Origin of the sequence: Emticicia oligotrophica DSM 17448 (assembly GCF_000263195.1) — a bacterium.
Classification (GTDB): domain Bacteria; phylum Bacteroidota; class Bacteroidia; order Cytophagales; family Spirosomataceae; genus Emticicia; species Emticicia oligotrophica.
Genome location: NC_018748.1, coordinates 2,485,154 through 2,510,967, shown reverse-complemented (window position 1 = coordinate 2,510,967; position 25,814 = coordinate 2,485,154). Strand labels below are relative to the sequence as shown.

Below are 25,814 nucleotides of genomic sequence, written 5' to 3'. Positions count from 1 at the left end.
TATTCTAAATATTCAGTACAAAGTACGTGATTTTGTAGGGAAGTAGCAATTTCTTGGCTTGGTTCGGCTTCGCTCACCAACCGTAGAACTTTGCACACCAACTGTAGAACTTCGCTCACCAACCGTAGAGCTTCGCTCAAACAATGATTCTTGTTGTTGCCTGAGCGAAGTCGAAGGCAATAACAAAAAACTCAGTTTTTGCACCAATAAAAAATAATTGTAACTTTGACAATTAAAAAACTTTAATCATGTTATTACTCGGCTTAGACATTGGCACTTCTTCTATCAAAGCATCCGTTGTAGATGCTGATACACAACAAGTTATCGCTTCAGCTCAATATCCTGATGTTGAAGCAAGTATCTCATCTCCTCATGCTGGTTGGGCCGAACAAGACCCCGAAATGTGGTGGACTAATTCTATTGAAGCCATCAAGCGAGTAAATGCTTCGGGCAAATTCGACCCGCAATCTATCGGAGCGATTGGTATTGCCTACCAAATGCACGGTTTGGTAATGGTAGATAAAAATAAAAAAGTCTTACGTCCATCAATTATTTGGTGCGATAGTCGTGCCGTTGAAATTGGGGCAAAAGCATTTAGTGACATTGGAGAAGATGTTTGTTTGAACCATTTACTCAATTCTCCTGGAAACTTTACTGCATCGAAATTGGCATGGGTTAAAGCTAACGAACCACATATTTATGAGCAATGCGATAAAATCATGCTTCCTGGCGATTATATCGCAATGATGCTCACCAATGAGATAACAACTTCAAACTCTGGCCTTTCAGAAGGAATTTTCTGGGATTTTCAAGCCAATGAAGTTTCGGCAGATGTAATGGATTACTATGGTTTTGAAGAAAGTCTTATTCCAACTATCAATCCAGTTTTTAGTAATCACGGAGAAGTAACGAGCGATATTGCTCAACTTTTAGGTATAAAAGCAGGTATTCCTGTGACATATAAAGCTGGAGACCAACCTAATAATGCACTTTCATTAGATGTGCTCAATCCTGGTGAAATTGCTGCAACCGCTGGTACATCGGGCGTAGTTTATGCAGTTAGTGACCAAGTTTCGTACGACCCTCAATCTCGTATTAACTCATTTGCTCATGTCAATCATCAGTTGGGTGGTGAAAATAGAATTGGTATTTTATTGTGTATCAATGGAACGGGTATTTTAAATCGTTGGGCGAAAGAAAATTTCGGAGGCCATCTGAGTTATTCAGAAATGAATCAGCTAGCCGCACAAGCCCCTATCGGTAGTAATGGTCTATTGGTAATGCCCTTTGGAAATGGTGCCGAACGCATGCTTAATAACAGAATTTTGGGAGCATCTTTCCAAAACCTTGACTTCAACATTCATTCAAGAAGCCATATCTTCCGTGCTGCACAAGAAGGCATTGCTTTTTCATTAAACTACGGTTTTGAAATTATGCAAGGAAATGGCGTAGAGCCGAAGGTCATTCGTGCTGGAAATGCCAATATGTTTTTGAGTGATATTTTTAGTAATGCTCTCGTAAATATTACCAATACGCCTGTTGAGCTTTATGATACTGATGGAGCAAAAGGAGCAGCACTTGGTGCAGGATTTGGTGCAGGATTTTATCAAACTCCTAAGGAAGCTATGTGCAAACTAACAAAGTTGAAGGTAATTGAGCCAAATGCACAGGCAGTAGCTGAATACAAGATAGTTTACGAAAAATGGAAGGCTGTTTTGGAAAAATAATTATGCGTAGAAACGGTAGCTTCGACTTCGCTCAGCCACCATCTTGAGATTTTAAGTTCCTATGTAAAAATTGTGGCACACTTTTGATGTATGCCACAATTTTTTACTCACCCTGCATGAAAGCATTTACGGCAACGAGCTTCATAAGAATCAGACTCTCCAAGCATTACTTGTTGTTCGTTAGGAACTTTTCGATAAGAATAATTAGCGATATCTCCACAAACTACACAAATGGCATGTACTTTCGTTACGTATTCGGCAATTGACATCAAAGCGGGCATTGGTCCGAAAGGAATTCCACGCGAGTCCATATCAAGACCCGCCACAATTACACGCTTGCCATTTTCAGCAAGTTTATTTACTACCGCTATAATTCCATTATCAAAAAATTGAGCTTCGTCTATACCTACAACTTCACAATCAGTGGTCATCAACAAAATTTCTTCTGATGTATGAACTGGTGTAGAGCGAATGGCTGTCTGGTTATGTGAAACAATATCTACTTCATGATAACGCACATCAATTGAAGGCTTAAAAATTTCTACCTTCTGTTTGGCAATTTTGGCACGCTTCAACCTACGAATTAATTCTTCGGTCTTTCCGGAGAACATTGAGCCACAAACTACCTCAATCCAGCCTGACTTTTGTTCTTGATTTCTACCTCTTTTGGGTTCTATAAACATTATTTAATTATTTTTTTCGTTCTAATAAAAACTGGCAACATAGTTGCGTTAATTTTGTGTAAATGATTAGATATTACGAAACAAACCCTAAATGGCTCATTTCTGAATATCCCTACTAGAGCCTACAACTAACAGGATACAAAAAAAACGAATTTACTAATGACGAACAAATTGAATTTGTCAGCCGTAGAACGGTACAGTAAGGCTTACGCGGCCAAGATATGTGATGATTTTTTTGCTCAATACAGTAGTATTACTGGTAAACAAATTCTTGGTTTAACTGCTATACAGCAAGTAAACATGCTCACTATCAAAGCACTATTTGATAAATGGCAAGGCGAAACTCAACGCCTTCGTAGTCCATATTTTGATTTTGGTGCTTCGGAAGTTCAGCAAGCACTTAAAACTTTTATGAATACTGTTTCACAACACATTTCTATTAAAAGAGAACATTTTGAACCTCTTTTAATTGATTCTGTTGGTGAAGCATTAGTACTCATTCTCGACCCGCAAACATTTTATAAAGAATTAATGCGTGATTTACCAAGTTTTAAGTTTAGTCACGAAAATATTCGTCCACTCACGAAATACATACTAATAAATAAAGATGTGCTGCCCAAATTAGCTGAAAAACTAAATGGGCAAGAATTTGTTTTTGCGAATCAAGCAATGACTTGGCTTGAAGAAACACCGCTTTCACTCGAAAACCCTGATGAGTATTTAGCAAAATTTGATGAAATAGTACCTATTCCTGAAGATTTAGTGCCAAGAAAGGCCGCTAAAATACCTGAAATGGATACAAATACTTCTTTTTTCGACTTTGTAGCTCCAACTACACCTCCTCAAGTAGTTAGCCAACAACCAAGATACGAGCCACAACCAGTGGTTGAGCGTATATATACGCCCAAGCCCGCCCCTGCGGTAGTCGAACGTGAACGATTTGTAGAACCCGCTCCAGTTATTCAAGAGAGGGCTATTACCCCAGAGCCAAGGCCTGTTCCTGTTCAAAGACCAGAGCCAACACCACTATATGAACAAAGAGTAGAATCATTAGCCCCAAGAATCAATGAGGCTCGAAACGTAAGAGAAAGTGAGGATGTACGATTAAATGAAAAGTTAGCTGGTGAAAAAAAATCACTGAATGACCAAACACAATTGAATAAAACAGTGCTTGATTACCATCAAAACTCACGGATTGAAGGTATCACTGGAGTAATTTCGCTCAATCAACGTTTCTTATTTACTAATAACCTCTTTGGTGGCAATATTCAAGCATTTTCTCATGCACTGGAAGAACTCGAACTTTGCAAAGACTTTAGCGAGGCAAAAGAGTTAATACTAAAAAAATATGTTCCAAGATATATGTGGGATATTACAGGTGCTGAAGCCGAAGAATTTATAGATATTGTTAAACGTAAATTTAATTAATCTAATTAGCATAATTTCCCAAAAAGGATAAACCACTGAGGTTTATCCTTTTTTATTTTCTAAATATTTGGGTATTTTACCGAAAATTCGAAAGGATGTTAAAAACTCTTGCTGTTTACTATAAAAGTGATTACTGTTTCCACAAGTTAACCTTTAGTTGTTGTTTTATTTTTATTTTAAAAACAAATAATATTTGGGCTTCTGGAGAACCATTCCCGATTGGGGCGAAAAGTTGGGGTATTGGCAATGCAACTACAGCTTTGGCCGACCGAAACTCAATTTTCAGTAACCCTGCTGGGCTGGGGTTTGTACAAGAAAATTTTGTGAGCACCTCTTATCATGCTCGCTATAATATTTCAGGTTTACAAACACTGGCGTTATCGGGTAATTATCTTACTAAATTTGCTAACTTAGGATTCGGTATTGAGCGTTTTGGCGATAAACTCTATAACGAACAAAAAGTAGGCTTGGTCATGGGCAAAAGCATGAATCGGGTTGCCTTAGGAGTAAAAATAAGCTATTTTCAAGCAGCTATCGAAAATTTCGCCGCAAAAAATACCCTTTTAACTGAGTTTGGTATCATGACAAAATTGAGTTCAAAAGTTCAATTAGGTTTTCATGCTTATAACCTCACGGGTGCGAAACTTTTTACTTCACAAAGAATCCCAACGGTTTTGAGGTTGGGACTATCGTTTGCACCAAGTAAGCAAATATTAATGATTACTGAAGCTGAAAAAGACCTCGATTTTCCAATGCTTATAAAAGCGGGGATTGAGTATCAGATTGTTAAGAACTTTTACTTACGAACTGGCATAAATTCAAAAATCAATCAATTTCACTTTGGATTTGGTCTCCAAGCTAAACAATTTATATTTGATTATGCCATTAGTAGTCATGAAGCCTTAGGGTTTTCAAATCATCTATCTATTAGCTATCAAATGAGCAAGTTTATTCCCGTTAAATCCAATAATTAATAAATATTTCCATGAAAATTGCATTTTTTAGTACAAAACCATACGATAAAGATTTTTTTGAAAAACATAATCATTCGCACGAATTAACCTTCTACGAAGCTTCATTAAACGAAAACTCTGTCCGTTTAGCTGAAGGTAGCGATGCCATTTGCGTATTTGTAAACGACAAAGTAAATGCGACTGTTATTGAAAAACTCGCAGGAATGAACGTCCGCCTCATTGCACTCCGTTGTGCAGGTTTCAACAATGTTGATTTAGAAGCAGCCCGCCAAGCCAATATTGTTGTCGTTCGCGTACCTGCTTATTCACCACATGCTGTTGCTGAGCACGCCGTAGCATTGATTCTTACACTTAATCGCAAAACTCATAAGGCTTACAATCGTGTAAGAGAAGGCAATTTTTCGCTCGAGAAACTGAGCGGTTTCGACCTTTTTCAAAAAACTGTGGGCGTAATCGGCACCGGTAAAATTGGGGAAGCTTTTGCACACATTATGCTGGGTTTTGGCTGTAAAGTATTGGCATTTGACATATTTCCCAATCAACATTTAATTGATGCTGGTGTGCAATACACAACAATCGAGGATGTACTGGCACAGTCGGATATTATCTCTTTGCATTGCCCACTTACTGATAAAACCTTACATTTAATCAATGACCAAGCAATTGCAAAAATGAAAAATGGAGCCATGCTCATTAATACCAGTAGAGGTGCTTTGATTGATACCCAAGCGGTAGTTGAGGCCTTAAAATCTAAAAAATTAGGTTATTTAGGACTTGATGTGTACGAGCAAGAAAGTAATATTTTCTTCAATGACCTTTCGGAAGAAATTTTGGTTGATGATACACTGGCTCGCCTCATGACTTTCCCGAATGTATTGATTACCTCACACCAAGGATTTCTAACTGAAGAGGCCCTTACACAAATTGCGGTTACAACCCTCAATAATATTTCAGCCTTCGAAAGTGGTACAAAATCCGGCAATGAGGTTTAGTTTTCATAAACTTTTAGCCACTTTGGCTTGTTAAAGCAATTGAACTCCCTAAAAATCAAAATTATGTTACAAGCTGAAACCTTACAATTTCTTACCGAACTAAAAGAAAACAACAATAAACCTTGGTTTGACGAAAATCGCAAAACCTATGAAACTGCCCGTAAAAACTTTGTAATCATAGTAGAAACACTCATCAAAGGCATTTCAAAATTTGATAAAAGTATTGAAGAAGCCAATTTACAAGCCAAAGATTGCATGTTCCGAATCAATCGAGATATTCGTTTTTCTAAAAATAAAGAACCTTACAAGACTAATTTTGGAGCTTCGTTTAGCAAAGGCGGCAAAAAAGCCCATTCGGCAGGCTACTATTTACACATCGAACCTACTGAATGTTTTGTAGCTGGTGGAATCTGGATGCCCGAACCTGAAGATTTAAAGAAAATAAGAGTTGAGATTGATTATAATTTTGAAGAATTTAATGGCATTGTAAACACCCCCGCTTTCAAGAAGGTTTTTCCGAGTGGGCTCGACCGTGAAGCATTCACAGCTCGCCCACCCAAAGGTTATGATGAAGAAAATCCTGCCATTGAATTTATTAAACTTAAAAGTTTTACAGCCTCTTCAAATTTTGAAGCAAAAGAATCACTCAAATCTGATTTTATTGAAAATGTTCTTGAGAAATTCAAAGCTATGCACCCATACATTGAGTTTCTGAATAGAGCCGTTGAAGGATAAAAACTCACAAAGCTGACTTTTAAAGTTGGCTTTTTTATTTTGAAATTATTTTTGAACTAAATTTTAAATAAATATGTATATACATTAAATGTAAATGTATTTTTTTATTATGAAAACGATATTTCACAAAGCAAGCGAACGTGGACACGCCAATCATGGTTGGCTCGATAGTTATCACTCTTTTAGTTTTGCTGGTTTCCACGACCCAAACAAAATTCATTTTGGTGCTTTAAGAGTACTAAACGATGATACCGTAGCGGGAGGCATGGGCTTTGGTACGCACCCACACGATAACATGGAAATTGTTTCGATTCCACTTTCGGGCGATTTAGAGCATAAAGATAGCATGGGCAATACTACTGTTATCAGAAAAGGTGAAGTACAGATTATGTCGGCAGGAACGGGGATTTATCACTCAGAAAAAAATAAAAACCACGGCGAAACTGTTAAGTTTTTACAAATATGGGTATTTCCTAAACTCCGAAACATCAACCCACGCTATGACCAAAAAGAGTTTTCGATAGAAGAACGTAAAAATAAATTCCAAACAGTGGTTTCGCCATTAGAAAGCAATGATGGTGGCGTAGGTATCAATCAAGATGCGTGGTTTTCACTTGGAAATCTCGATAATGGATCCACAACCAACTACCAAATAAAAGGTAAAAACAATGGCGTGTATGCTTTCATTTTGGAAGGAGAAGTAGAAATAAATGGTCAAAAATTAGGACGTAGAGATGCTTTGGGTATCAGCGAAACCGATATTATCGCAATCAAAGCATCTGCTGATAGCGAAGTACTTTTGATTGATGTTCCGATGAGCTTTTAATCATTTTAAGAAGAAATTATGAAAATTGAAATTATTTCGGGAAGCCCCCGACACGAAAGCATTACGGTGAGAGTTGCTCAGTTTTTACAAAAATACTTATCCGAAACCGCCACACACGAGGTAAATTTGCTCGATGTCAGAGATTTTCCGCTGCCCGCTATTCAGAAAGTATGGACCTCAATCGAAGCAGTTCCTGCTGAATGGAAAAGTTTGGGCGAAAGAGTTTTTTCGGCCGATGCATTTATTTTGGTAACTCCAGAATTTAATGGTGGTTATTCGCCTGCATTAAAAAACTTACTCGACCATTTTCCAAAACAAAGCCATAAACCTTTTGGTATTGTAACGGCCTCAGTAGGTGCGATGGGCGGTATGCGGGCAAGTCAGCAAATGCTTTTATTAGTTGGGGCTTTATTCGGAATCGTTTCGCCACAAATGCTTATCACTCCGCTTGTCGATAAAAAATTCGATGCAGAAGGAAATTTGCTAGATGAGGGATTCTTGAAACAAATTGAAGTTTTTATAAAAGAATATTTATGGCTGGCTGAAAAGTTGGTGAAATAACAATTTAGAACGCTATATCTGGGCAAAATAGTTTTAAGCTATTTTGCCCTTTTTTACTTTAAACTAAGCATTATATACATTCGCAAAGCTACTTTCAAGGCCAATATCAGGCAAAATAGCCTTTAAATGGTGTTTCAGATGCTCGGCATAATCTTTCATAATAAATCCTAATTTAAAGAGCCCAACACCATTGATGGTGATTGTATTATCTAAAAAATCAGGATTTACATGAGCAATAATATGTGCAATATGCTGATTATAAGCATACCATAAGTCAATCAGTTGTTTCCACGAAGCTTGATTATAGTGTTGCTCTTGTACCCAAAAATCTTGTGCATAACCCACGAAATCTACGTGAGGTTGTGCCATCATTCGAACAAATTTTTGTTGATTATTACAAGCAGAATCTATCAAATGCCCCAATATCTCTTTCTTCGACCATTTATGAGGAAAAGGCTTAATACTCGCATCTCCATCATTAATGGCGTGAAGGTGTGGCAACACAAAATCAAGGGTTTTCCGTAGGCTTTGGGCAGTTTCTTGCATGAAAATTAGCGGGTTTTGATTTTATTCTGCATCATTTCAATAGCTTTTACAAGTCGATTCTGGCGAGTTTCTTCTTTTTTCGCCTCCAAAATCCATTGAACATATTCTTTTTGATGCGTGAATGATAAACTATCGAAGAAAGGCTTCACATCAGCCGCTAGCATGGCTTCGAGCAAGTCTTGGGGTATTTCTACTACACGGGGTTCGGTATCTTCTTCAATTGTAATATGTACAGTATCGCCGTAGGTTTTTCCAACTTTGTCTCTTACTTCTTTATTCATAAAAAGCCCATATTTCCCACCCATTGGAATTAATAAGCCACGGTATTCAACTGCATCAATCATGGCTTTTATCTTGACTCTTTTCTTACCGAAGGTTTCAAAAACATCAAAGGGTATGTCACAATATGAGCCATTATGGTCTTGGTCTTTTTCGATAATAGCTTCGTATTCGATTTTTGTTTTCATAATCTTGTGCATTATTAACTGAATAAATTCAGTTGCTAAGGAAACATAGGATTTTATTATTTTTCACACTGAATAAAACAATTACAAAAAATCTTTCAATTCTATAAGTTTTTTTATCTCAAAAGTTGGTTTTTGTCCAGTTGGAAGCTCTTCTGGGTTATAAAAAACAGTATCCATCTTAGCATTCATCGCTCCGAGTATATCGGCTTCGTAATTATCACCAATCATCAGACTTTCGGCAAGGTTGGCTTGCGTTTTACCAATGGCATAATCAAAAATTCGTGGGTCGGGCTTTCGAGTTCCAGCTAATTCATTTGTAATTACTTCGCCGAAATAATGATGTATTTCAGAGCTTTTCATTTTATTTAGCTGAATATCCTGCCAACCGTTACTAATGATATGCAATTCATATTTAGGTAGAAGATATTCAAGCACCTCAACGGCTCCCTCTATCAAATGAGCTTTTTTTGGAAGTAAACCCAAGAAATATTCGTTGATTTCCAAACCAAAAGTTTTCTCAATATCTTTTGCTCCTAGGTTCTCTAAAGTTTCTTGAAAACGACGACGGCGAAGTTCTTCGTGCGTAATAAGATTCTGCTCAAGCATACTCCAATAGTTTTTATTCACTACCGAAAATTCTTGCTGAAAAGCATCTAAACTACTAATATTGAGGCCTTTGAAATTGAAAACTTCATAAATATCAGCTAGACATTCAGCTGAATTGCGTTCGAAATCCCAAAGCGTATGATCGAGGTCGAAGAAAAGGTGCTTGTACTTCATCATTTTATGCTTCTTTTGGAGCAAATTTTAGTTGTAAACGCTCAACAGGTTGGTTGTTTATTAAGTGGTTTTCTACAATTTCTTTCACATCTGATGGTTGTACATTACCATACCAAACACCTTCTGGATAAACTACTACCGATGGGCCAAACGCACAAGTATCTAAACATCCAGACTTTTGTGCTCTGATTTCAGTTAGCAAACCACGCTCTTTTAATTCTTCTTTGAAAGTATCAACCAAGGCCATGCCTCTTTCGCTTCCACAGCATTTTTTTGGAGCTTCTTTATCGTTTGTGCAAATAAAAACGTGCTTTTTGAATTTCATTGTTGTTTTCTTTTATGATATATTTTAAAACAGGAACGCCACAAAGTTAAGAAAAACTTTGTGGCGTTCCTGTTATTTTTTTGTTGGAATATTACCAGCCAAATGGATTCCAAAGGCCACCTACACCCCAAATGATTGTTGCGATAATACACCCCCAAAATGCCATACGAACTTGTTCTTTATCGTGGTCGGTGATAAAATACACCAATGCCAAACCAATAACGCCAAGGCAACATCCCCACCAAAAACCACCCACTAGAGGCATATCTTTTGTTGGAGCTAAATTAGTATTTGTGTTCGAAATGAGGTCAACACCTTCTAAAAGCTCTGGTTTTGCTTGTTTTACTTGTTCATAAGTCATGTTTGGATGTGCGGCCAAATATTGCTCGAGCTCATTTACTTTCGCAAATTCGTCTTCAACTTTTACGGCTTTAAATTCTAAATCGGCATTAGAAGCAAAAACTGTACTTGCCATCAACGACAACATCACAAACAAGAATTTCATTGTTGTTTTCATAAAATTTTGAAATTGACAGTGGTTTATAATTTAAACGGATACTTACGAGATGATATTATTAATCAAATAGTTGCACACATTTTTTCTAGGACATTTCAAAAATACTTTTCCCCTACTCAAATACACTATGAATTCCATACTTCCCAGGCTTTCTCAGCTTGTAGATGAAGCATCGGAAGACCATTGTGGGTTTTCGCACCTTTCTCTCGGCCTTTTTGCAAAAATAATGTTTCTAACGGATTATACACTAAATCATATAAATAATGATTTTCAGTTAATGCATCATAAGGAATATCAGGACATTGATCTGATTTTGGGTAAGTACCAACAGGAGAACAGTTGATAATTAACTGATAATCAGCAATAATTTCTGGGATATCATCATAACCAATATTTTCGTCTGATTTCGTGCGTGAAACAGTTTTATAGCTAATTTCTAAATCTTTTAATGCCGCAACCACTGCTTTTCCTGCTCCGCCATTACCTAATACCAAAGCTTTGATACTCGGAATATTAGTTTCAGCTAAGAAGTCTTCAAGCGAAGTTTTAAAACCATAATAATCCGAATTATAGCCAATTAACTTTCCATCTGCCATAAACTTAATGACATTTACGGCACCTACTTTCTCGGCAGAAGCATCTAAACCATCTAAAAATGGCATTACAGCTTGTTTGTGCGGAATGGTCACGTTCATACCTTTCAAGTCTGGCTGAGATTTAATCAAAGCAGGAAATTCTTGAATATCGGGAATTTCAAAAAGCGTATATTGATGTGTTTCCGAAAGACCCATATTGGCAAATTTTTCGGTGAAATATTTCTTCGAAAACGAGTGCCCAAGCGGATAACCGATTAATGCGTAAAGATTCATGGTTGAATAGAAAAAATAAATCCGCCAATTTTAATAAACTGGCGGAGTCGGCAAAACGACAATGATGATATATTTTATTTTTTAGCAAATTGTGCCTTTAAGATTCCAATAATCATTGGTAGAACCGAAACAAATACGATTCCTAAAACTACTTTCTCGAAGTTATGTTTCACCCATTCATTAGAGCCTAAAAAATAACCCATAAGGGTAATACTTGTTACCCAAAGCACCGCACCCAACACACAAAAAGTAATGTATTTCATGTATTTCATACTTCCTGCACCAGCCACAAATGGGGCAATTGTACGGATAATTGGCATAAAACGAGCAATAATTACAGCTTTACCTCCATTTTTTTCGTAAAACTCTTCAGTTTTTGTTATGTATTCACGTTTCAAGAATAAAATTTTATCACGCGATTTGATATAATTACTGAAGTTTTTTCCAACAAAATAATTCACATTATCGCCCAAAAGAGCCGCTAAAATCATCAACGGAATTACAAAAGCAATGTCTAACTGACCTGTTGTAGAAGCCAACAACCCTACTGCAAAAAGAAGCGAGTCGCCTGGTAAAAGTGGCATAATGATTAGCCCAGTTTCTACAAAAATAATCAGAAACAATATGGCGTAAGTAAGCTTATCGTACTCAGATAAAAACCACTGGAGCGTAGTTAGTGGGTCTTTTAGAAAATCTAAAATAAAGTGAATGAATTCCATGATAAGAGTGCTGAGTTTTGAGTTCTGAATTCAGAGTGATAACTATTCTGATTTCTTTCTCTTGTTCTCTTGTTTTTGTTTTGTAGTTAAAATAATACTATTGATGATTTTTAATAGTTCTTTACATTCTTCATGAATTGAGCTAAACGACTTTTCATCTATGAATTTTGTTTCGCTCAACAAACGAAGCCAATAAGATGTCTCTCTTACTTCTTTCGCTGCTATTCCTAATTTATGTATAAAGTCGGTAGTGGATTCTGAAGAAAGTGCTTCACTTACATTTGCTCCTATTGAAGTGCCGCTTCTTAATACTTGCTTTGAAAGAACATATTCTTTGGCATTTTCCTGCAAAAAATTATAAAAGTTAATGATTCTCACAGCAAAACGAAAAGATTTCTGCTCAATAATACTTTCGGTACTTTTCATAAAACAGAAATAGTAAATAAGAATTCAATATCAGCTTCAAAACACTCAGCATTCAGAATTCAAAACTCAGAACTCTTTTACTCGTCTTGCGTAATGCGGCGGTCGCTGCTGTATTTGCCGAGTTTGAAACGTTTCTTTGTTTTTTCTGGTAAAAAGTGAGCGAAAGTATCACCACGAAGTCCGATACGGATAGTTTCGAGTGGAATTACTTCATTTGGAGCAATATTTCCGAGGTTAACATTTGAACCTACCAATTTCACGAAATATACTTGTTGAGATTTCTGTGGTGCCTCCCAAATGATTTTTTCGGCAGGAATGGCATGAATAATTTCATCAACCAAGCCTTGACGTACTTCACCACTACTACGGAAAAGACCGACATTACCTCCTTCACGAGCTTCACCAATTACTTTCCATGCACCTGCATCTAGCTCAGCTTGCATCATTTGAATCCATTTGTAGGGAGCAAAAATCTTTTCAGCATCTTTCGAACCAACCTCTGAAAGAACCTTCGCACGTTTCGATAGAATATTGATGTATTTACATTTTTCTTCACTCGAAATTTCAATCGAGCCATCAGAAACCTCTGCATGCTCAAGCCCGTATTGGTCAAGCACACGTAGATAATCTTCAAATTGGTCACGAACCAAGAAAGCTTCAAAGAGCGTTCCCCCGAAATAAACCGGAATACCCGCATCTTGATACACTTTTACTTTATCTTTTAGATTTGGTGTTACGAATGAAGTGGCCCAGCCAAGCTTTACAATATCAATGTGTGGAGCAGAAATATCTAACATATCTTCAACTTCACGGATACTAAGTCCTTTATCCATCACCATTGTTAAGCCTGATTCACGAGGTTTAGTCGTGCGTTTGGGAACATGGTTTAAGCTATAATTATTTATCATCTACTTTACGATTATATGAGAAACATGGGCAAAGATAATGAATTTTGTTGTAAGGGTATATGACAATTTCGGTTTAAGTAGTCAATTCTACATTAGAAAATCTGAAGTATCGCTTTTTTAGTGCGAAACAGCATTTTTTAGCACTGAAAAACAAAAAACCTGTGAAGAAATCTCACAGGCTTTATTAATTTAATATTTTTCAAAACTTAAAATAATTATATTTCATGCAAGTACTTGCCTAAATTCTTAGAGCATATACTTCAAGCGAATCACCTCTTTTTCAGTCAAAAAACGCCATTTACTTCTTGGTAAATCTTTTTTATCGAGGCCAGCATACGTGGTGCGGTCGAGTTTCATGACTTCGTAGCCCAAGCTTTCGAAAATTCTACGTACGATACGGTTTTTACCACTATGAATCTTGATTCCTACTACCTCTGCATCAGGTGTTACAATGGCCAATTCATCAGGTTTAATGAAACCATCTTCCAACTCAATACCATTTGAGATTTTATCAAAATCTTCGTCGCTGATTGGTTTATTTAGCTCTACTTGGTATATTTTCTTGATTTCGTTAGAAGGATGCGAAAGCTTTTCAGCCAATTCGCCATCATTGGTCAATAACAATAAACCCGTCGTATTTCTATCGAGGCGGCCTACTGGGTAAATACGTTCTGGACAAGCGTTTTTTACTAAATCCATCACAGTTTTACGCTCATTTGGGTCTTCAGTAGTCGTGATGAAATCTTTCGGTTTATTCAATAAAACATAAACCAGTTTCTCACGATTCAAGATTTTCTTTCCGTATTTTACAACATCGGTTGGTTTTACTTTATAACCCATTTCGCTCACAACCTTACCATTTACGGTAATTTGCCCAGAAGCAATAAGCTCATCGGCATCACGGCGTGAGGCGATTCCTGCGTTTGAAATATAGCGATTCAATCTGATTAACTCGTCTTTTCCTGCTTCTTTCTCTTCTTTTTGTACTTTGCGTTGTACTTTTTCAGGAAGTCTACTCTTCAAACGCTCTAAGTCATAATTTGGAGCATCGCCTTTTGAAGCATTCGCTTGATTTTCTTTTAATTCGAAACGATTAGGCTTATCTTTTTTGAATGGCTTATAAGGCTCATTTTTCTGAAAACGAGGCTTATCAGGCGAAAAAGCAAACTTACGGTCGTTTGAGGTCGGGCGGCCGCTATCATCTACTTTCTTGAACGGTTTGAATGGACGTTCATCATTAGATGCTTTAGGTCTATCTGAAAATACTTTTCTTTCTCTAACTGGTTGGCTGTCGGCGGTATTATCGCGGCGTTGGAAGTTACGCTCACCACTAAACGATTTACGCTCTGGTTTTTCATCTTTACGCTGAAATGAGCGTTCGCTTGAAAATGTTTTTTTCTCGCCGAAGGGTCTTTTTTTCTCCTCAAACTTAGCTCCACCTTCTTCTCTTTTCTTAAACGAAGGCTTACTATCAAACTCTCTTCTTTTTTCGCCAAAGCCACTACGTGTGTTTTCTTTTTTGGCGAAAGATTTCTCTCTTTCTTCTGTTCTTGGTCTGTTATTTTTCATTTGACTTTCAGCATCACTGCTGTAATTTATTGATTATCAACCGCAAAGGTACGAATTTGCTTCAACAATAAAAAGAGAAGATGAAAATTTAACACTTAGATTGGCCAAAGAAGAATAACCCCAAGAAACATATTTCCTTGTGAACAAGATGGATATATAAGGTTGAATAGAGGGAAATTGTGGTTGATTAGTTTTTAGCAGGAATTATCCACTGCCAAAAACTAATTAGTCCAAATATTAAATTGGTTTGAAGATTAAATCACGGTAATCTAGCATTGATTTACGGATTACCTCCTGTGCATCTTCACGGCCATAAACATTCGAGATTTCAATAGCATTCTTCTCGTCTGGTAAACTCTTGTAAGTCAAGAAATAGTGTCTCAAACGCGTAATGATAGCTTCAGGCAATTCGCTGATATCAGTATATTTCTGGTAAATTGGGTCAGCAACTAAAACCGCAATAATTTTATCATCAGCTTCACCTTTATCTAATAGACATAGTCCACCAATCGGAATTGCTTGTAATAAAATATCGCCATGAGGAATATGGTGGCTCGATAATACGCAAATATCAAGTGGGTCGCCATCGCCTTCGAGTACTTTGTCAGTTCCACGCTCACGAGCTAATTTCGCTACTTCTTCTCCGCAATAGGTTTGTGGAATAAATCCGTAAAGTGATGGGATGATGTTTGAATACTTTTGTGGACGGTCAATTTTCAAATAACCCGATTCTTTATCAACTTCATACTTAATGGTATCAGAAGGTACTATTTCGACAAATACTGTTACTTTTTCCGGAGCGTTTTCGCCTGCCGAAATCCCGTGCCACGGGTGTGCTTTGTAAACTGGTTTCATGTTCTAATAATTCTAATTTTAAGCAAAGAAACGCAATAATGAAGGATTTGGCAAATGTAAATAACGATATTAACACACAGACAATATAGCTTATATTTTTGCCATAAGTAGTTTTACTTAATTTTAAACGCAACTATAATTTGACTATAAACATTCAAAAATAAAAATTTCGCTAGTAGTTTTTAAAGGTTTCAAAGAATCTGTAAGTTTGAAAAAGAAACATCTTGTATTCTTACAAACATTTACCTAAATTTTATCAATAATTAAAAACACTAATGAAAAAACTGCTCCTTCTGGCTCTTCCGCTTACTACTCTTTGTAGTTTCGGTCAAAGTTCTTTAAAAACTAAAATCAATGCAAAAACCGATGCCATTGATTCAAAGGTAATCACTTGGCGAAGAGATATTCACCAAAACCCAGAATTAGGGAATCGTGAATTTAAAACCGCCGAAAAAATTGCTGCACATCTCAAATCTCTTGGCATTGAAGTTCAAGAAAAAGTAGCATACACGGGTGTTGTTGGAGTATTGAAAGGTGGCAAGCCAGGGCCATGTGTATTATTAAGAGCAGATATGGATGCCTTACCTGTAACCGAACGTAACGATTTGCCTTACAAATCAAACGTAGTAACAGAATATAACAATCAAAAAACGGGTGTTATGCACGCTTGCGGACACGATACGCACGTGGCAATTTTAATGGGTGTAGCAGAAGTACTTTCTTCTATGAAAAATGAATTGGCAGGAACGGTTAAGTTTTGTTTCCAACCAGCAGAAGAAGGTGCTCCTGCTGGGGAAGAAGGAGGAGCCTACCTAATGATCAAACAAGGTGTAATGGAAAATCCAAAAGTTGATGTTGCGTTTGGCCTGCACATTAATTCTTTGACTGATGTCGGTCAAATCAGATACCGTTCTGGCCCTGAGATGGCAGCTGCAGATACTTATACCCTTAAAATCAAAGGTAAGCAAACACACGGTGCTAGCCCGTGGAGCGGCATAGACCCCATTACAACTGGCTCACAAATTGTGATGGCATTTCAAACCATCATCAGTCGTAATGTTGATATTACCGATAATCCTGCAATCGTAACGGTTGGAGCTTTTAATTCGGGTATTAGAAGTAATATTATTCCAGAAGAAGCAACATTGATTGGCACGATTCGTACATTTAGTGAGGCACAACAGCAACTTATCCATAGAAGAATGCAGGAAATTGCCACAAATATTGCCGAAAGTGCAGGTGCTACAGCCGATTTAAAAATTAATATCGGTGTTCCTGTTACCTACAATGACCCAACATTGACCGAAAAAATGGTTCCGACACTTACTGCTTTAGCTGGCAAAAGCAATATTTTACAAGCTCCTTTGGCCACTGGTGCAGAAGATTTTAGCTTTTTTGGCAAAAAAGTGCCAGCGTTTTTCTTCTTTTTAGGTGGAAGACCAGTAGGTAGTAAGGTAGCAGCACCACATCATACACCTGATTTTATCATCGATGATAGTGGATTAGGACTTGGCGTAAAGGCATTATGTCATTTAACGGTGGATTATTTCGAGAAGAAGTAAATTTAGATTTTTATACGGTTATCCCTGAAAACCCTTCAATCTTCGAAGGGACTTTCAGGGATATTTTTATTTTACACAATTTTCTTTCCTTCGAGTATCAACAATTCCTACAATTTTCCAGCCCTTATCTGTTTTCATCAAGGTAAATACATCTACTCCGCAATGGTTAAATTTATCATTCACGTAAAACTCATACGGAGTCCAAGCCATAGCCATTTCTCCATCAATTTTAATATCATAACTTGTCAGTCTTTCATCTAAAATTACTCCTTCTCGTTTTGTGCCAATTTGTTTGAGCCACATCAAAATTGCATCTTCTTGTAGCTTTACTTCTCCAGTTTTTGTTTTTCCGATTGATTTCAAAAAACACGAAGGATGCAAAACTTCACGTACCATACTTGAATCATTTTTTCGCATACCATCAAAAACTTGATTAATGGTTGCCTTTATTAATTGTTCGTCAGTTTGGGCGAAGAGTTGAGACGCTCCCATGAAGAGTAAAATAGTTAATAGTTTTTTCATAACAATTTTTTTAATGATGATTTAGCCCAAAAATACAAAAAACTATCTATTTAAGTAATTTTTTACTTTCCTTCGCAAACTTCACTATCTCAAGGCTTTAGTCTATTAAGTAATAATTTTATTTATACCTTCATGCAACATTTCTATTTTTTATACATCTAATGATTAAACCATAAACAAAATAGCATGAAAAAACTCTTTGCAATAATCTTATTAATCAATAGCTATAGTTTCGCTCAAGATTACAAACGCTCATTCAACCTACAAAACTTTAACAAACTTGATATGGGTAGTGCCTTCATTATAACAGTCAATCAAGGAAATTCCTATAAAGTTGATATAAGTGGACGAGAAAAGGATGTTAAGGAAATTATTGCTGCAGTGAATAATGGCACGCTAGAACTACATTATCCGTCGAACTGGGGAAATAATAAAAACCGACAAGAAGTTTACGTCAATATTACCATGCCTAAACTAAGTGGTGTAGAGTTTTCAGGAGCATCAAAATCGACTGTTACAGGATTTAGCAACGATAAAATGTCGATTGAGATTTCAGGGGCATCAGTAGCCAATTTTAGTATCAATGCCGCTGCCTTAAATTTAGATTGCTCTGGGGCTTCAAGTCTTAAAGTTGTCGGAAATGGACAAACCCTAAATGCCGATGTTTCGGGGGCATCAAACATTAACCTATTTGATTTTAAAACCACAACGGCTAATATTGAAGCATCTGGGGCAAGTGATGTAAAAATATTCGTTACGGGGAAACTTATGGCCGATGCCAGTGGAGCAAGTAGCATTCGCTATAAAGGAGCCGCATCTGTTAAATCTAGCACTTCAGGTGCAGGTTCGGTGAAATCGATGAATTAGTATACTTATACCAAACAAACAAGAGTTAACCTCTTCTGTTTTAGCTGACGAATTAATGAAAAAAAACAAATTTGACCTTAGTCAAACTTAATATTAGACTAAAGTCAAATTTGTTTTTACCTAAACATCCGTCCATTAAAACAGCAATGAATCATTTCTATAACTAAATTCGGGATATCTCATGTTTGTGTTTATTGGATATTTTACTTTAATGAATTTATCCAAGCAGCAATTTTTAAAGCATCGCCTTTCGGTACTTGCGGCATTGGAGCCATTTCGGTAGCATAATCAGGCCAGTTTTTTGGTTGTGGCTTATAGATTAACTCTACAATTTTAGCCTCTGAGTATTTTCTTTTCGCCACATCTTTAAAGGCTGGGCCAACCAAACGTTTATCCGCTTGATGACATGCTACACAAGTGTGTTTTTGAAGCAATGGTTTAACTTCATCGAATGTAGGTACTACTTTTGCCGCAGCAGCGGTTTTCTTTGCATTTACATCATCTGGTGTGGTAAGTTTAACTTCAGTTGTTTTCTCTGTGTTAGTTTTAAGGTTTGTCGGGCGAGGTACAAAACCAGTCATTTTTTCTCCACTCGGAATATTATTTAATGTGTAGAAAGCCAAACTATGCAATAGATTCTTCCCATCAGTATCTTTCAATCCATCGGCTTTTAGTTCGTGAATATAGTATTGACGTAAACCATCAACCAATAATCTTACTTTCATGCCATCTTCTGAAACCTTCAAACCTTTAACCGTCAAGAATTTCTCGTCAACTGTTGGACTACCATAAACAGGGTGGTATTTGTAAGTAAAACTACGAATTTGGTAGCTTTTGAAATCAGCCGCAGTAGCTTTATTTACAGGTTTTGTAAACTCTATTTCAAAACCATCGGGCATGGCTTTCATTGTTTTCATTTCGAAAGGCATTTTACCTGTCCAAACTAAGCGTTCTACACCAGCCGTTGTATTTCCTGCCGAACCCCAACCACGGTTGGTTTCGCCCACAAACATAGAACCATCACCAGCAAAAACCATACGTAAAATTCCAGATTGAAAACCTTCTCTGAAAGGGAAAGCTGCTCCTTGAAACTGCCCGTTTACTTTCTCAAGATAAACACGTGTGATATTACTTTTTCCTTGGTCTCCCACGAAAACTTGTCCAGCAAATGGGCCAAAGCCTCCGTTAGTTTCATCTTTTATAATTTCAGACGTAGAAATCCCTAACACTCCATGTGGCAACCAAACCGCAGGAAGTTTAAGTTCTGGGAAATCTTTTTTCAACTCAAAAAGGTAAGTTCCACGCTCGCTTTCAATATTTTCTGGCTTAATATAATAGCCATTGGCATCTTTATCTTTACGCGGGTTCACTTTAGCATATAATTGCTCAGTTGTAAGTTTTACAGGCGAATTTGGCTCGCTTGTCCAACGTAAACCCGCAGGATGTCCCATGAAATCTCCTTTATTTACTTGAGCAATAAAGCCTGAACCCATCCAATCGCCTTGATTATCTCCGTACCAAAATTCGCCATCAATCATACCAATTCCACACGGCGAACGCATGCCAGTTGCATAAGGCTCTAATTTTCCATCTTCTGAAATCTTCACAGCCCAGCCTCTCCACGGACGACGACTTTCACCTCTCCACCATTCTTCATCTCCAAAAGCCACATTACCAGTTACAATCATCGAACCATCTGGCAAAACTTTTGGTCCGAAAGTATATTCATGGTAATGCCCCGAAATAGGCAAGTTACACACCGTTTCGTAAGCATCAGCACGGCCATCGCCATTTTTATCAGTCAGTTTCGTAAGTTCACCACGTTGAGCACAGTAGAATGAACCATTTTTATAAACTAAACCCAATATTTCGTGCAAACCACTTGCAAATTTACGGTAGTAGGGTGCAGTACCACCAGTCATATTTGGGTTATTAATAATCCAAATATCGCCACGACGAGTTGCCAAAGCCACATCACCAGTAGGCATGGTAGTAATACCTCCTACTTCTAAAAGCATACCCTCAGGAACAGGCAGGGTAATCATACGATAATAGTCGTTTTCGGCCGAATTTTGAGCAAATACGCTCGAAAACGTCATGAGTGAAATAAATATTTTTATGATATTTTTCATATAGTCTTTTTAATTAAAATACTGTGGGTTTGAATTACCAAATTATCGAATAAGCTACTTTTGCAGCTAATGGAGCAATTAATTCTTGCATACCATTCGATTGGCGAACGCTTACAGTTCCTTCCGTAACTTTGATATAATATTGACCATCAATGATATAAAGACTATCAACTTGCGTAATGGTCTTTGCAGAAGCCAATCTTGCGTATAAGTTGGTTGCAGTACCTTTTACCGAAACTTCACGATTCAACATTTTTCCATCAGCACTTGGAGTTGTTTTGTCCGAAATATTGGCTCCAGCGTAGTCATATTTGAAGGTTGGGTTGCCATTCTCATCTAATTCATAACCTCTAGGACGATAAGTTGCATCTAAATCAGACCATGCAGTTGTTGGTGAAGCTAAGCTATTTACCAATGGTTCATCGCCTAAAAGTGTAAGACTTCCCATTGGACGTGAACTACCGTCACCACGGTCGTTCCACATTGGCGTAGTATTCAAGAAAGAGCCTTTCCAGATTTGAAATAACGCTCCGTTGTCTAAATCATAAGTATAGTGTAGATTTTCTTTGTTTCCTACTGAAACTGCGTGCACAATTCTTTTGTTTTTATTGCCCGAATTGATGTCCATAAACGAACGGAATACCACTGGCTCAGTGCTTGGATTCAAGTAAATGGGCGAAGTTGGATTTCCTACTAATGTTGAGTTTGGCGAGTGTAATGGGTGTTTTCTTACCGTTTCCGACTCAACATAAAGCCCCAACGAAGGTTGTAACCAACCATCAGCTTTCCAATAATATAATTCAAAATCAACTTCCCCTGCTGGTAATTCGATTGATGCTTGGCGTTGTCCGCCAGTTAGCCAGCCATTCTTAAATACATCCTTTCCATTGATGTTCATTTGTGTATTTCCACCATGAACTACTGAAAATGTGTATGTCCCTGCATCTGGCACTTTAATTTTTCCTGCATATTTTACGGCAAATTCATTTTCTGCATTTGAAACCGCCCAGTTCAATAAAGCCCCATTTCCACTTGTTTCAGGCTTGATTTTCTCAATATCAGCTACCGTACGGAAATTTCCTTTATAAACACCAAACTTCAAATCGCTGAAAGTAATCATTTTTTGATTGAAGCTTTTGTATTTGATATTTCTGAATGCTACATTTCCGTGGTCACCTTGAAAACGAATCGGCCCAGCCGATACCTCATTATCTACTATTGCCCCACGAGTTGGGCCACTTAATTCAACATTTTCATGAATTAAGATACCATTTAAGATAATCGACAAAATTTTGGCATTGCTGATTTTCTTTCCATTAGCATCAAAGCGTGGTGCTTGAAACGAAATCTTAATATTTTGCCATAAACCCGGAGCTTTAGCTACATTTAGGCGTGGAGCAACACCTTCATATCCTTTAGAACCTTCAGGTTTAGACTCGTCCCAACGCTCATAAATACCCCCTAAATCGCTATATTTTGCTGTTTTCTTACCCCAACTATCAAACAACTGAATTTCGTAACGTCCTTGAAGGTAGATTCCCGAGTTCGAACCTTTGGCCATCATAAAATCAAGGTCGAGGTCAAGGTCGCCGTGTTCCATGACAGTCAAAATATCTTTTTCAGTTCCATATTTACCGATTTCATTTTTGCACGATAAAATTCCAGTACCTGGTTGTGTTGTTGTAGAGTTAGTTTGGTCGATACTGGCCGAAATATTTCCAACAATACTCCAGTTTTCTTTGATAGGTCGAAACGCCGACATGTCATTGAGCGGAAGCACTTGTTGGGCGTAGGTCGCACTTGCCCAAAGGCTACAAAAAATTAGTTTTTTAATGATGTTTTGCGTCATTATGCTGGTATTAAAGGTTAAGATTACAAAGATAGAATCAAAAAAGCGATTTAAGGTAGAGTTTTTAAAAAATTTTAATATATCGAAAGTTGTAATATTTTCTTAGGTTTTGTCGTAAACTTGCATAAAACTATCACAATTTTTGCATTGTGATGCAAATGATTACTCAAACCACTGTACATGAAATCTAATCGTATCATCCTGATTCTGATATTCTTTGCTATCGGCTATTTATTATATTATAAAGACAAAGCAGGCCCAATTGGAGATTTTTGGAAAACAGTAACAGGAGTATTTAATTCAAAGGATAATAACTCGAAAGAAAAAAATCCTTATAAAGCCCCAGAGCCTGACAATGAGGCTACCGCAACTAAAGGCCAAAGCCAATATGAAGATGTAGCTACCGCAACTAATAAAAAGGAAAAACAAAATACCGAAGAAAATACAGATAAAGGCGATAATTCTTCAATTTTTGATAAAATCAAAGATAAAGTATTCGATACTGATACACAAGAAAACACTTCAGATAACGGAGATATTCCTGACTTTGCTTTTCCTGCTATTAACCGTGGAGATGAAATTATCAAGCATAAAAATTATACACTTCGCTATGAAGAAGACTATGAAGTTCCGGCTTGGGTAGTTCATAAATTACGTGGAGAATACACCACTGGTCATGCCAGTAGAGGGGATAATCAGTTTATTCCTGACCGACAAGTGAAAGATAATTCAGCTCTTTCGGGTGATTATAGTAATTCTGGCTACGACCGTGGCCACATGGTTCCTGCGGGCGATTTTAAATGTTGCCAAGAATTAATGACCGAAACTTTTTACATGAGCAATATTGCTCCACAAGTGCCTGATTTTAATCGTGGGATTTGGGAAAATATTGAAAGTAGGATAAGAGGCTGGGCCGTGCGAGATGAAGAATTATATGTAGTTACGGGTCCTGTACTAAAAAAGGGCTTACCAACCATTGGGCGATATAATAATGTGGCTGTTCCTGAATATTTCTACAAAATTGTATTATTTCATCAGCCAAAAACAGGTAAAAAATCTCGAATGATTGCATTCCTATTACCAAATGAATCTCTACAAGGCAAACGTATGAATAGTTTTGTGGTTTCGGTTGATGAAGTAGAAAAAGCAACAGGCCTTGATTTTTTCTCCAAATTACCTGCTGATATTCAAATCAAACTCGAAGCCAATAGCAGTTGGTCGGAGTGGACAAAGATACAATAATACAATAAAGACTTCGCTTAGGCGAAGTCTTTATCTTTCATATCATACGTTTTAAGTAGAAATTAGTAAATCTCAGTTCTCCATTTCTTCTGTAAAAAAACTCTACTTCTTTACCTTCTTTTCGAGATAAAATCTTATAAATATCACTAATAGTGAGATCCTTTACATGTTGATTATTCACAAAAATAAGCTCATCTCCTTCACGTAATCCCGCTGCGTAAGCTGGCGAACCTTCAATAACTTTATTAACAATATATTGATTAAAATCTAATCCTTTCGCCCTGACGTCCAACCCACTCATATCGTGCTCAAAGGCTTCCTTCATTCTATTTCGAATGGGCTTCAAAATCATATACCCTTCTCGATAATTTAGCGTAACTGTAAATCTACGAAGTAGCTCACAACCAATACTGCCTTGGCGTTTGGTATCATCAGGTGTAAATTTCATACTAAACGATAAACTATCAGGAAACGACGCTAAAATGTTTTTCATCTCCAAACTTCCCATTCTAATTTTATCGACTCTACCTATACTTCCGTTGATTTCACCGTTTAGCCCACGTCCTAAATTGGCTCTCATAACACGGTCGGGTAAACGAATTGGTTCTCTTTCTCCAGCATTTAGCAACAAAGCGTGCCCTGCACCTGTGTCAATAACGAGTCGCATAGGTATTACCTTTTGGTCATTACTTACAATAGCAATCGCATCAGTATAAGGTTTTGACTGCGTCAGTACAATTGGATACTGCGTACCCATTGATTTTTTATACTTAAACTTCTTTGGCTCAGAGAGCGTTAGTTTTTTATTCTCAAAATCAATTGTTACTACAAAATTACTGAACAAATCGTGCCCAAAGATACCATGAATAGGTACACCCAAAAATTCAGAAAGTTGTAATACATCTTCATCTAAAACGATTAAACTTTGTTGTCCTGCTACAACGTCGCCAATTCGGATGGTGTGTCCTACTGAAACATTGGCCATCAATGCTTCGCCCTCTCCAGCCCCTGCAACTTTTACCCTTCGCACATACTTTACTCCATGGCTAAGAGCTTTTTTTGGGTCTGTAACAATCGTAGAACTTACACCAGTATCCAATATAAAGTTTAAAGTATCAGAGCCGTCAAGTTGAGCTTTTAATACAATAAGATTAGCGTGAAGGTCGAAGTCAAATTTGGCGATTTTTTGGTGTTTACCAATAAAATGATAACCAAAACGGTCATCTTTTTTTCGTAGTTTCTGAGCAAAAGCTAATTGGCTTATAAGCAACAAGATAGCTATCAGGCGGAGTTTTAGTAGTTTTTCCATAGCTATTTCCCATATAACAGGTTTTTTATAATAACATTTCCATAAATAATATGATTTTTTATTGATTATCAACACAAATGTATATAAAATAGTTTTCGAAAAACCATAATTATCAGCGAAATATTTTACTATCGCCTAATTTTTTTGCAACATATGCTTCAAAATATTTGCTTGGAAGTTTTGAAAAAAAGGACTTCAATCAGGTTGCTATCAAAAAAAAAGATGGTCAATTAACCATCTTCCGTTGTATTCCCGAAGGGAGTCGAACCCATATCATCAGAACCGGAATCTGACATTCTATCCATTGAACTACGGGAACAGGGTTTTCAAACGCAAAGTTATAAAATTTTCTGCATCGGTTAAACCTTTTACACGCTTATATATCAAACGCAACAAAGGCCATGAAAACGAATGCTATGAAAAT

At 37.0% G+C, this 25,814-nt stretch carries 27 protein-coding genes and 1 tRNA gene; 10 read left to right on the top strand and 18 right to left on the bottom strand.

From position 1 onward, the window contains the following. Positions 1 to 12: 12 nt before the first annotated feature. Positions 13 to 204, bottom strand: coding sequence for a hypothetical protein (locus tag EMTOL_RS10480; RefSeq protein ID WP_041693517.1), 192 nt, complete (start codon positions 202 to 204; stop codon positions 13 to 15). A 44-nt stretch (positions 205 to 248) separates the two neighbouring features. On the opposite strand from EMTOL_RS10480, the gene EMTOL_RS10475 reads away from it, so the two are divergent. After that, entirely contained in the window at positions 249 to 1,727 is a 1,479-nt protein-coding gene (locus EMTOL_RS10475; protein WP_015029255.1) for a xylulokinase, read from the top strand. Positions 1,728 to 1,834: 107 nt separating this feature from the next. On the opposite strand, the gene EMTOL_RS10470 is transcribed toward EMTOL_RS10475, so the two are convergent. Further along, positions 1,835 to 2,410, bottom strand: a complete 576-nt coding sequence (locus EMTOL_RS10470) for a thymidine kinase (RefSeq protein WP_015029254.1) — start codon at positions 2,408 to 2,410, stop codon at positions 1,835 to 1,837. Positions 2,411 to 2,569: 159 nt separating this feature from the next. Between EMTOL_RS10470 and EMTOL_RS10465 the strand changes: the two genes are divergently transcribed. From EMTOL_RS10465 to EMTOL_RS10440, 6 genes are all read left to right on the top strand, one after another. Next, on the top strand, positions 2,570 to 3,838 hold the full coding sequence (locus EMTOL_RS10465; RefSeq protein WP_015029253.1) for a DUF8457 domain-containing protein: 1,269 nt from the start codon (positions 2,570 to 2,572) through the stop codon (positions 3,836 to 3,838). A gap of 95 nt (positions 3,839 to 3,933) precedes the next feature. Beyond that, positions 3,934 to 4,812 carry a PorV/PorQ family protein gene (locus tag EMTOL_RS10460; RefSeq protein WP_015029252.1) on the top strand — a complete coding sequence of 293 codons (879 nt, stop codon included), beginning with the start codon at positions 3,934 to 3,936 and terminating at the stop codon, positions 4,810 to 4,812. 11 nt (positions 4,813 to 4,823) lie between these two features. After that, positions 4,824 to 5,804, top strand: a complete 981-nt coding sequence (locus tag EMTOL_RS10455) for a 2-hydroxyacid dehydrogenase (RefSeq protein WP_015029251.1) — start codon at positions 4,824 to 4,826, stop codon at positions 5,802 to 5,804. A 63-nt stretch (positions 5,805 to 5,867) separates the two neighbouring features. After that, positions 5,868 to 6,539, top strand: coding sequence for a DUF2461 domain-containing protein (locus EMTOL_RS10450; protein ID WP_015029250.1), 672 nt, complete (start codon positions 5,868 to 5,870; stop codon positions 6,537 to 6,539). Positions 6,540 to 6,648: 109 nt separating this feature from the next. After that, positions 6,649 to 7,365 (top strand): pirin family protein, encoded by a 717-nt coding sequence (locus EMTOL_RS10445; RefSeq protein ID WP_015029249.1) that lies wholly within the window; start codon positions 6,649 to 6,651, stop codon positions 7,363 to 7,365. Positions 7,366 to 7,383: 18 nt separating this feature from the next. Continuing rightward, positions 7,384 to 7,926 (top strand): NADPH-dependent FMN reductase, encoded by a 543-nt coding sequence (locus EMTOL_RS10440; protein WP_015029248.1) that lies wholly within the window; start codon positions 7,384 to 7,386, stop codon positions 7,924 to 7,926. Positions 7,927 to 7,989: 63 nt separating this feature from the next. On the opposite strand, the gene EMTOL_RS10435 is transcribed toward EMTOL_RS10440, so the two are convergent. The 11 genes from EMTOL_RS10435 to EMTOL_RS10385 form a co-directional block, all read right to left on the bottom strand. Further along, complete coding sequence (locus EMTOL_RS10435; protein ID WP_015029247.1) at positions 7,990 to 8,472, bottom strand: DinB family protein; 483 nt, start codon at positions 8,470 to 8,472, stop codon at positions 7,990 to 7,992. A 5-nt stretch (positions 8,473 to 8,477) separates the two neighbouring features. Beyond that, complete coding sequence (locus tag EMTOL_RS10430; RefSeq protein WP_015029246.1) at positions 8,478 to 8,939, bottom strand: YdeI/OmpD-associated family protein; 462 nt, start codon at positions 8,937 to 8,939, stop codon at positions 8,478 to 8,480. Positions 8,940 to 9,020: 81 nt separating this feature from the next. After that, a complete protein-coding gene (locus EMTOL_RS10425; protein ID WP_229235544.1) occupies positions 9,021 to 9,722 on the bottom strand; it encodes a YjjG family noncanonical pyrimidine nucleotidase in 702 nt (233 codons plus the stop codon). Position 9,723: 1 nt separating this feature from the next. Then, a complete protein-coding gene (locus EMTOL_RS10420; RefSeq protein WP_015029244.1) occupies positions 9,724 to 10,044 on the bottom strand; it encodes a (2Fe-2S) ferredoxin domain-containing protein in 321 nt (106 codons plus the stop codon). 91 nt (positions 10,045 to 10,135) lie between these two features. Further along, positions 10,136 to 10,561, bottom strand: coding sequence for a hypothetical protein (locus tag EMTOL_RS10415; RefSeq protein WP_015029243.1), 426 nt, complete (start codon positions 10,559 to 10,561; stop codon positions 10,136 to 10,138). A gap of 125 nt (positions 10,562 to 10,686) precedes the next feature. Beyond that, entirely contained in the window at positions 10,687 to 11,430 is a 744-nt protein-coding gene (locus tag EMTOL_RS10410; protein ID WP_015029242.1) for a shikimate dehydrogenase family protein, read from the bottom strand. A 74-nt stretch (positions 11,431 to 11,504) separates the two neighbouring features. Beyond that, a complete protein-coding gene (locus EMTOL_RS10405) occupies positions 11,505 to 12,149 on the bottom strand; it encodes a VTT domain-containing protein (protein ID WP_015029241.1) in 645 nt (214 codons plus the stop codon). A gap of 42 nt (positions 12,150 to 12,191) precedes the next feature. Continuing rightward, entirely contained in the window at positions 12,192 to 12,575 is a 384-nt protein-coding gene (locus tag EMTOL_RS10400) for a four helix bundle protein (protein ID WP_015029240.1), read from the bottom strand. A gap of 77 nt (positions 12,576 to 12,652) precedes the next feature. Next, entirely contained in the window at positions 12,653 to 13,483 is an 831-nt protein-coding gene (locus EMTOL_RS10395) for a phosphosulfolactate synthase (RefSeq protein WP_015029239.1), read from the bottom strand. Positions 13,484 to 13,729: 246 nt separating this feature from the next. Beyond that, a complete protein-coding gene (locus EMTOL_RS10390; protein WP_015029238.1) occupies positions 13,730 to 15,052 on the bottom strand; it encodes a pseudouridine synthase in 1,323 nt (440 codons plus the stop codon). A gap of 237 nt (positions 15,053 to 15,289) precedes the next feature. Beyond that, positions 15,290 to 15,907 (bottom strand): inorganic pyrophosphatase, encoded by a 618-nt coding sequence (locus tag EMTOL_RS10385; protein WP_015029237.1) that lies wholly within the window; start codon positions 15,905 to 15,907, stop codon positions 15,290 to 15,292. A 275-nt stretch (positions 15,908 to 16,182) separates the two neighbouring features. Here EMTOL_RS10385 and EMTOL_RS10380 point away from each other — a divergent pair, with 275 nt between their 5' ends. Next, on the top strand, positions 16,183 to 17,469 hold the full coding sequence (locus tag EMTOL_RS10380; protein ID WP_015029236.1) for an amidohydrolase: 1,287 nt from the start codon (positions 16,183 to 16,185) through the stop codon (positions 17,467 to 17,469). Between the two features lie 66 nt (positions 17,470 to 17,535). Here the strand turns inward: EMTOL_RS10380 and EMTOL_RS10375 are convergent, their stop codons facing one another. Then, on the bottom strand, positions 17,536 to 17,991 hold the full coding sequence (locus EMTOL_RS10375; RefSeq protein WP_041693514.1) for a nuclear transport factor 2 family protein: 456 nt from the start codon (positions 17,989 to 17,991) through the stop codon (positions 17,536 to 17,538). Between the two features lie 186 nt (positions 17,992 to 18,177). On the opposite strand from EMTOL_RS10375, the gene EMTOL_RS10370 reads away from it, so the two are divergent. After that, positions 18,178 to 18,858 (top strand): head GIN domain-containing protein, encoded by a 681-nt coding sequence (locus EMTOL_RS10370; protein WP_015029234.1) that lies wholly within the window; start codon positions 18,178 to 18,180, stop codon positions 18,856 to 18,858. Between the two features lie 203 nt (positions 18,859 to 19,061). On the opposite strand, the gene EMTOL_RS10365 is transcribed toward EMTOL_RS10370, so the two are convergent. Both EMTOL_RS10365 and EMTOL_RS10360 read right to left on the bottom strand, forming a co-directional pair. Continuing rightward, positions 19,062 to 20,990 (bottom strand): c-type cytochrome, encoded by a 1,929-nt coding sequence (locus EMTOL_RS10365; protein ID WP_015029233.1) that lies wholly within the window; start codon positions 20,988 to 20,990, stop codon positions 19,062 to 19,064. A 34-nt stretch (positions 20,991 to 21,024) separates the two neighbouring features. Next, entirely contained in the window at positions 21,025 to 22,839 is a 1,815-nt protein-coding gene (locus EMTOL_RS10360) for a 3-keto-alpha-glucoside-1,2-lyase-like domain-containing protein (RefSeq protein WP_015029232.1), read from the bottom strand. A gap of 180 nt (positions 22,840 to 23,019) precedes the next feature. Here EMTOL_RS10360 and EMTOL_RS10355 point away from each other — a divergent pair, with 180 nt between their 5' ends. Further along, a complete protein-coding gene (locus EMTOL_RS10355; RefSeq protein WP_015029231.1) occupies positions 23,020 to 24,081 on the top strand; it encodes a DNA/RNA non-specific endonuclease in 1,062 nt (353 codons plus the stop codon). A 37-nt stretch (positions 24,082 to 24,118) separates the two neighbouring features. On the opposite strand, the gene EMTOL_RS10350 is transcribed toward EMTOL_RS10355, so the two are convergent. Both EMTOL_RS10350 and EMTOL_RS10345 read right to left on the bottom strand, forming a co-directional pair. Beyond that, on the bottom strand, positions 24,119 to 25,390 hold the full coding sequence (locus EMTOL_RS10350; RefSeq protein ID WP_015029230.1) for an aspartyl protease family protein: 1,272 nt from the start codon (positions 25,388 to 25,390) through the stop codon (positions 24,119 to 24,121). 247 nt (positions 25,391 to 25,637) lie between these two features. Beyond that, positions 25,638 to 25,709, bottom strand: a tRNA-Arg gene (locus EMTOL_RS10345). Positions 25,710 to 25,814: the final 105 nt, after the last annotated feature.

What these genes read in the sequence shown, in the direction of transcription:
- EMTOL_RS10435 (WP_015029247.1), bottom strand. Translation starts at nt 8,472, where the DNA reads ATGCAAGAAACTGCCCAAAGCCTACGGAAAACCCTTGATTTTGTGTTG.
- EMTOL_RS10350 (WP_015029230.1), bottom strand. Translation starts at nt 25,390, where the DNA reads ATGGAAAAACTACTAAAACTCCGCCTGATAGCTATCTTGTTGCTTATA.
- EMTOL_RS10475 (WP_015029255.1), top strand. Translation starts at nt 249, where the DNA reads ATGTTATTACTCGGCTTAGACATTGGCACTTCTTCTATCAAAGCATCC.
- EMTOL_RS10395 (WP_015029239.1), bottom strand. Translation starts at nt 13,483, where the DNA reads ATGATAAATAATTATAGCTTAAACCATGTTCCCAAACGCACGACTAAA.
- EMTOL_RS10380 (WP_015029236.1), top strand. Translation starts at nt 16,183, where the DNA reads ATGAAAAAACTGCTCCTTCTGGCTCTTCCGCTTACTACTCTTTGTAGT.
- EMTOL_RS10375 (WP_041693514.1), bottom strand. Translation starts at nt 17,991, where the DNA reads ATGAAAAAACTATTAACTATTTTACTCTTCATGGGAGCGTCTCAACTC.
- EMTOL_RS10385 (WP_015029237.1), bottom strand. Translation starts at nt 15,907, where the DNA reads ATGAAACCAGTTTACAAAGCACACCCGTGGCACGGGATTTCGGCAGGC.
- EMTOL_RS10360 (WP_015029232.1), bottom strand. Translation starts at nt 22,839, where the DNA reads ATGACGCAAAACATCATTAAAAAACTAATTTTTTGTAGCCTTTGGGCA.
- EMTOL_RS10405 (WP_015029241.1), bottom strand. Translation starts at nt 12,149, where the DNA reads ATGGAATTCATTCACTTTATTTTAGATTTTCTAAAAGACCCACTAACT.
- EMTOL_RS10420 (WP_015029244.1), bottom strand. Translation starts at nt 10,044, where the DNA reads ATGAAATTCAAAAAGCACGTTTTTATTTGCACAAACGATAAAGAAGCT.
- EMTOL_RS10430 (WP_015029246.1), bottom strand. Translation starts at nt 8,939, where the DNA reads ATGAAAACAAAAATCGAATACGAAGCTATTATCGAAAAAGACCAAGAC.
- EMTOL_RS10365 (WP_015029233.1), bottom strand. Translation starts at nt 20,990, where the DNA reads ATGAAAAATATCATAAAAATATTTATTTCACTCATGACGTTTTCGAGC.
- EMTOL_RS10415 (WP_015029243.1), bottom strand. Translation starts at nt 10,561, where the DNA reads ATGAAAACAACAATGAAATTCTTGTTTGTGATGTTGTCGTTGATGGCA.
- EMTOL_RS10410 (WP_015029242.1), bottom strand. Translation starts at nt 11,430, where the DNA reads ATGAATCTTTACGCATTAATCGGTTATCCGCTTGGGCACTCGTTTTCG.
- EMTOL_RS10390 (WP_015029238.1), bottom strand. Translation starts at nt 15,052, where the DNA reads ATGAAAAATAACAGACCAAGAACAGAAGAAAGAGAGAAATCTTTCGCC.
- EMTOL_RS10445 (WP_015029249.1), top strand. Translation starts at nt 6,649, where the DNA reads ATGAAAACGATATTTCACAAAGCAAGCGAACGTGGACACGCCAATCAT.
- EMTOL_RS10400 (WP_015029240.1), bottom strand. Translation starts at nt 12,575, where the DNA reads ATGAAAAGTACCGAAAGTATTATTGAGCAGAAATCTTTTCGTTTTGCT.
- EMTOL_RS10425 (WP_229235544.1), bottom strand. Translation starts at nt 9,722, where the DNA reads ATGATGAAGTACAAGCACCTTTTCTTCGACCTCGATCATACGCTTTGG.
- EMTOL_RS10465 (WP_015029253.1), top strand. Translation starts at nt 2,570, where the DNA reads ATGACGAACAAATTGAATTTGTCAGCCGTAGAACGGTACAGTAAGGCT.
- EMTOL_RS10440 (WP_015029248.1), top strand. Translation starts at nt 7,384, where the DNA reads ATGAAAATTGAAATTATTTCGGGAAGCCCCCGACACGAAAGCATTACG.
- EMTOL_RS10370 (WP_015029234.1), top strand. Translation starts at nt 18,178, where the DNA reads ATGAAAAAACTCTTTGCAATAATCTTATTAATCAATAGCTATAGTTTC.
- EMTOL_RS10355 (WP_015029231.1), top strand. Translation starts at nt 23,020, where the DNA reads ATGAAATCTAATCGTATCATCCTGATTCTGATATTCTTTGCTATCGGC.
- EMTOL_RS10460 (WP_015029252.1), top strand. Translation starts at nt 3,934, where the DNA reads ATGTTAAAAACTCTTGCTGTTTACTATAAAAGTGATTACTGTTTCCAC.
- EMTOL_RS10470 (WP_015029254.1), bottom strand. Translation starts at nt 2,410, where the DNA reads ATGTTTATAGAACCCAAAAGAGGTAGAAATCAAGAACAAAAGTCAGGC.
- EMTOL_RS10450 (WP_015029250.1), top strand. Translation starts at nt 5,868, where the DNA reads ATGTTACAAGCTGAAACCTTACAATTTCTTACCGAACTAAAAGAAAAC.
- EMTOL_RS10455 (WP_015029251.1), top strand. Translation starts at nt 4,824, where the DNA reads ATGAAAATTGCATTTTTTAGTACAAAACCATACGATAAAGATTTTTTT.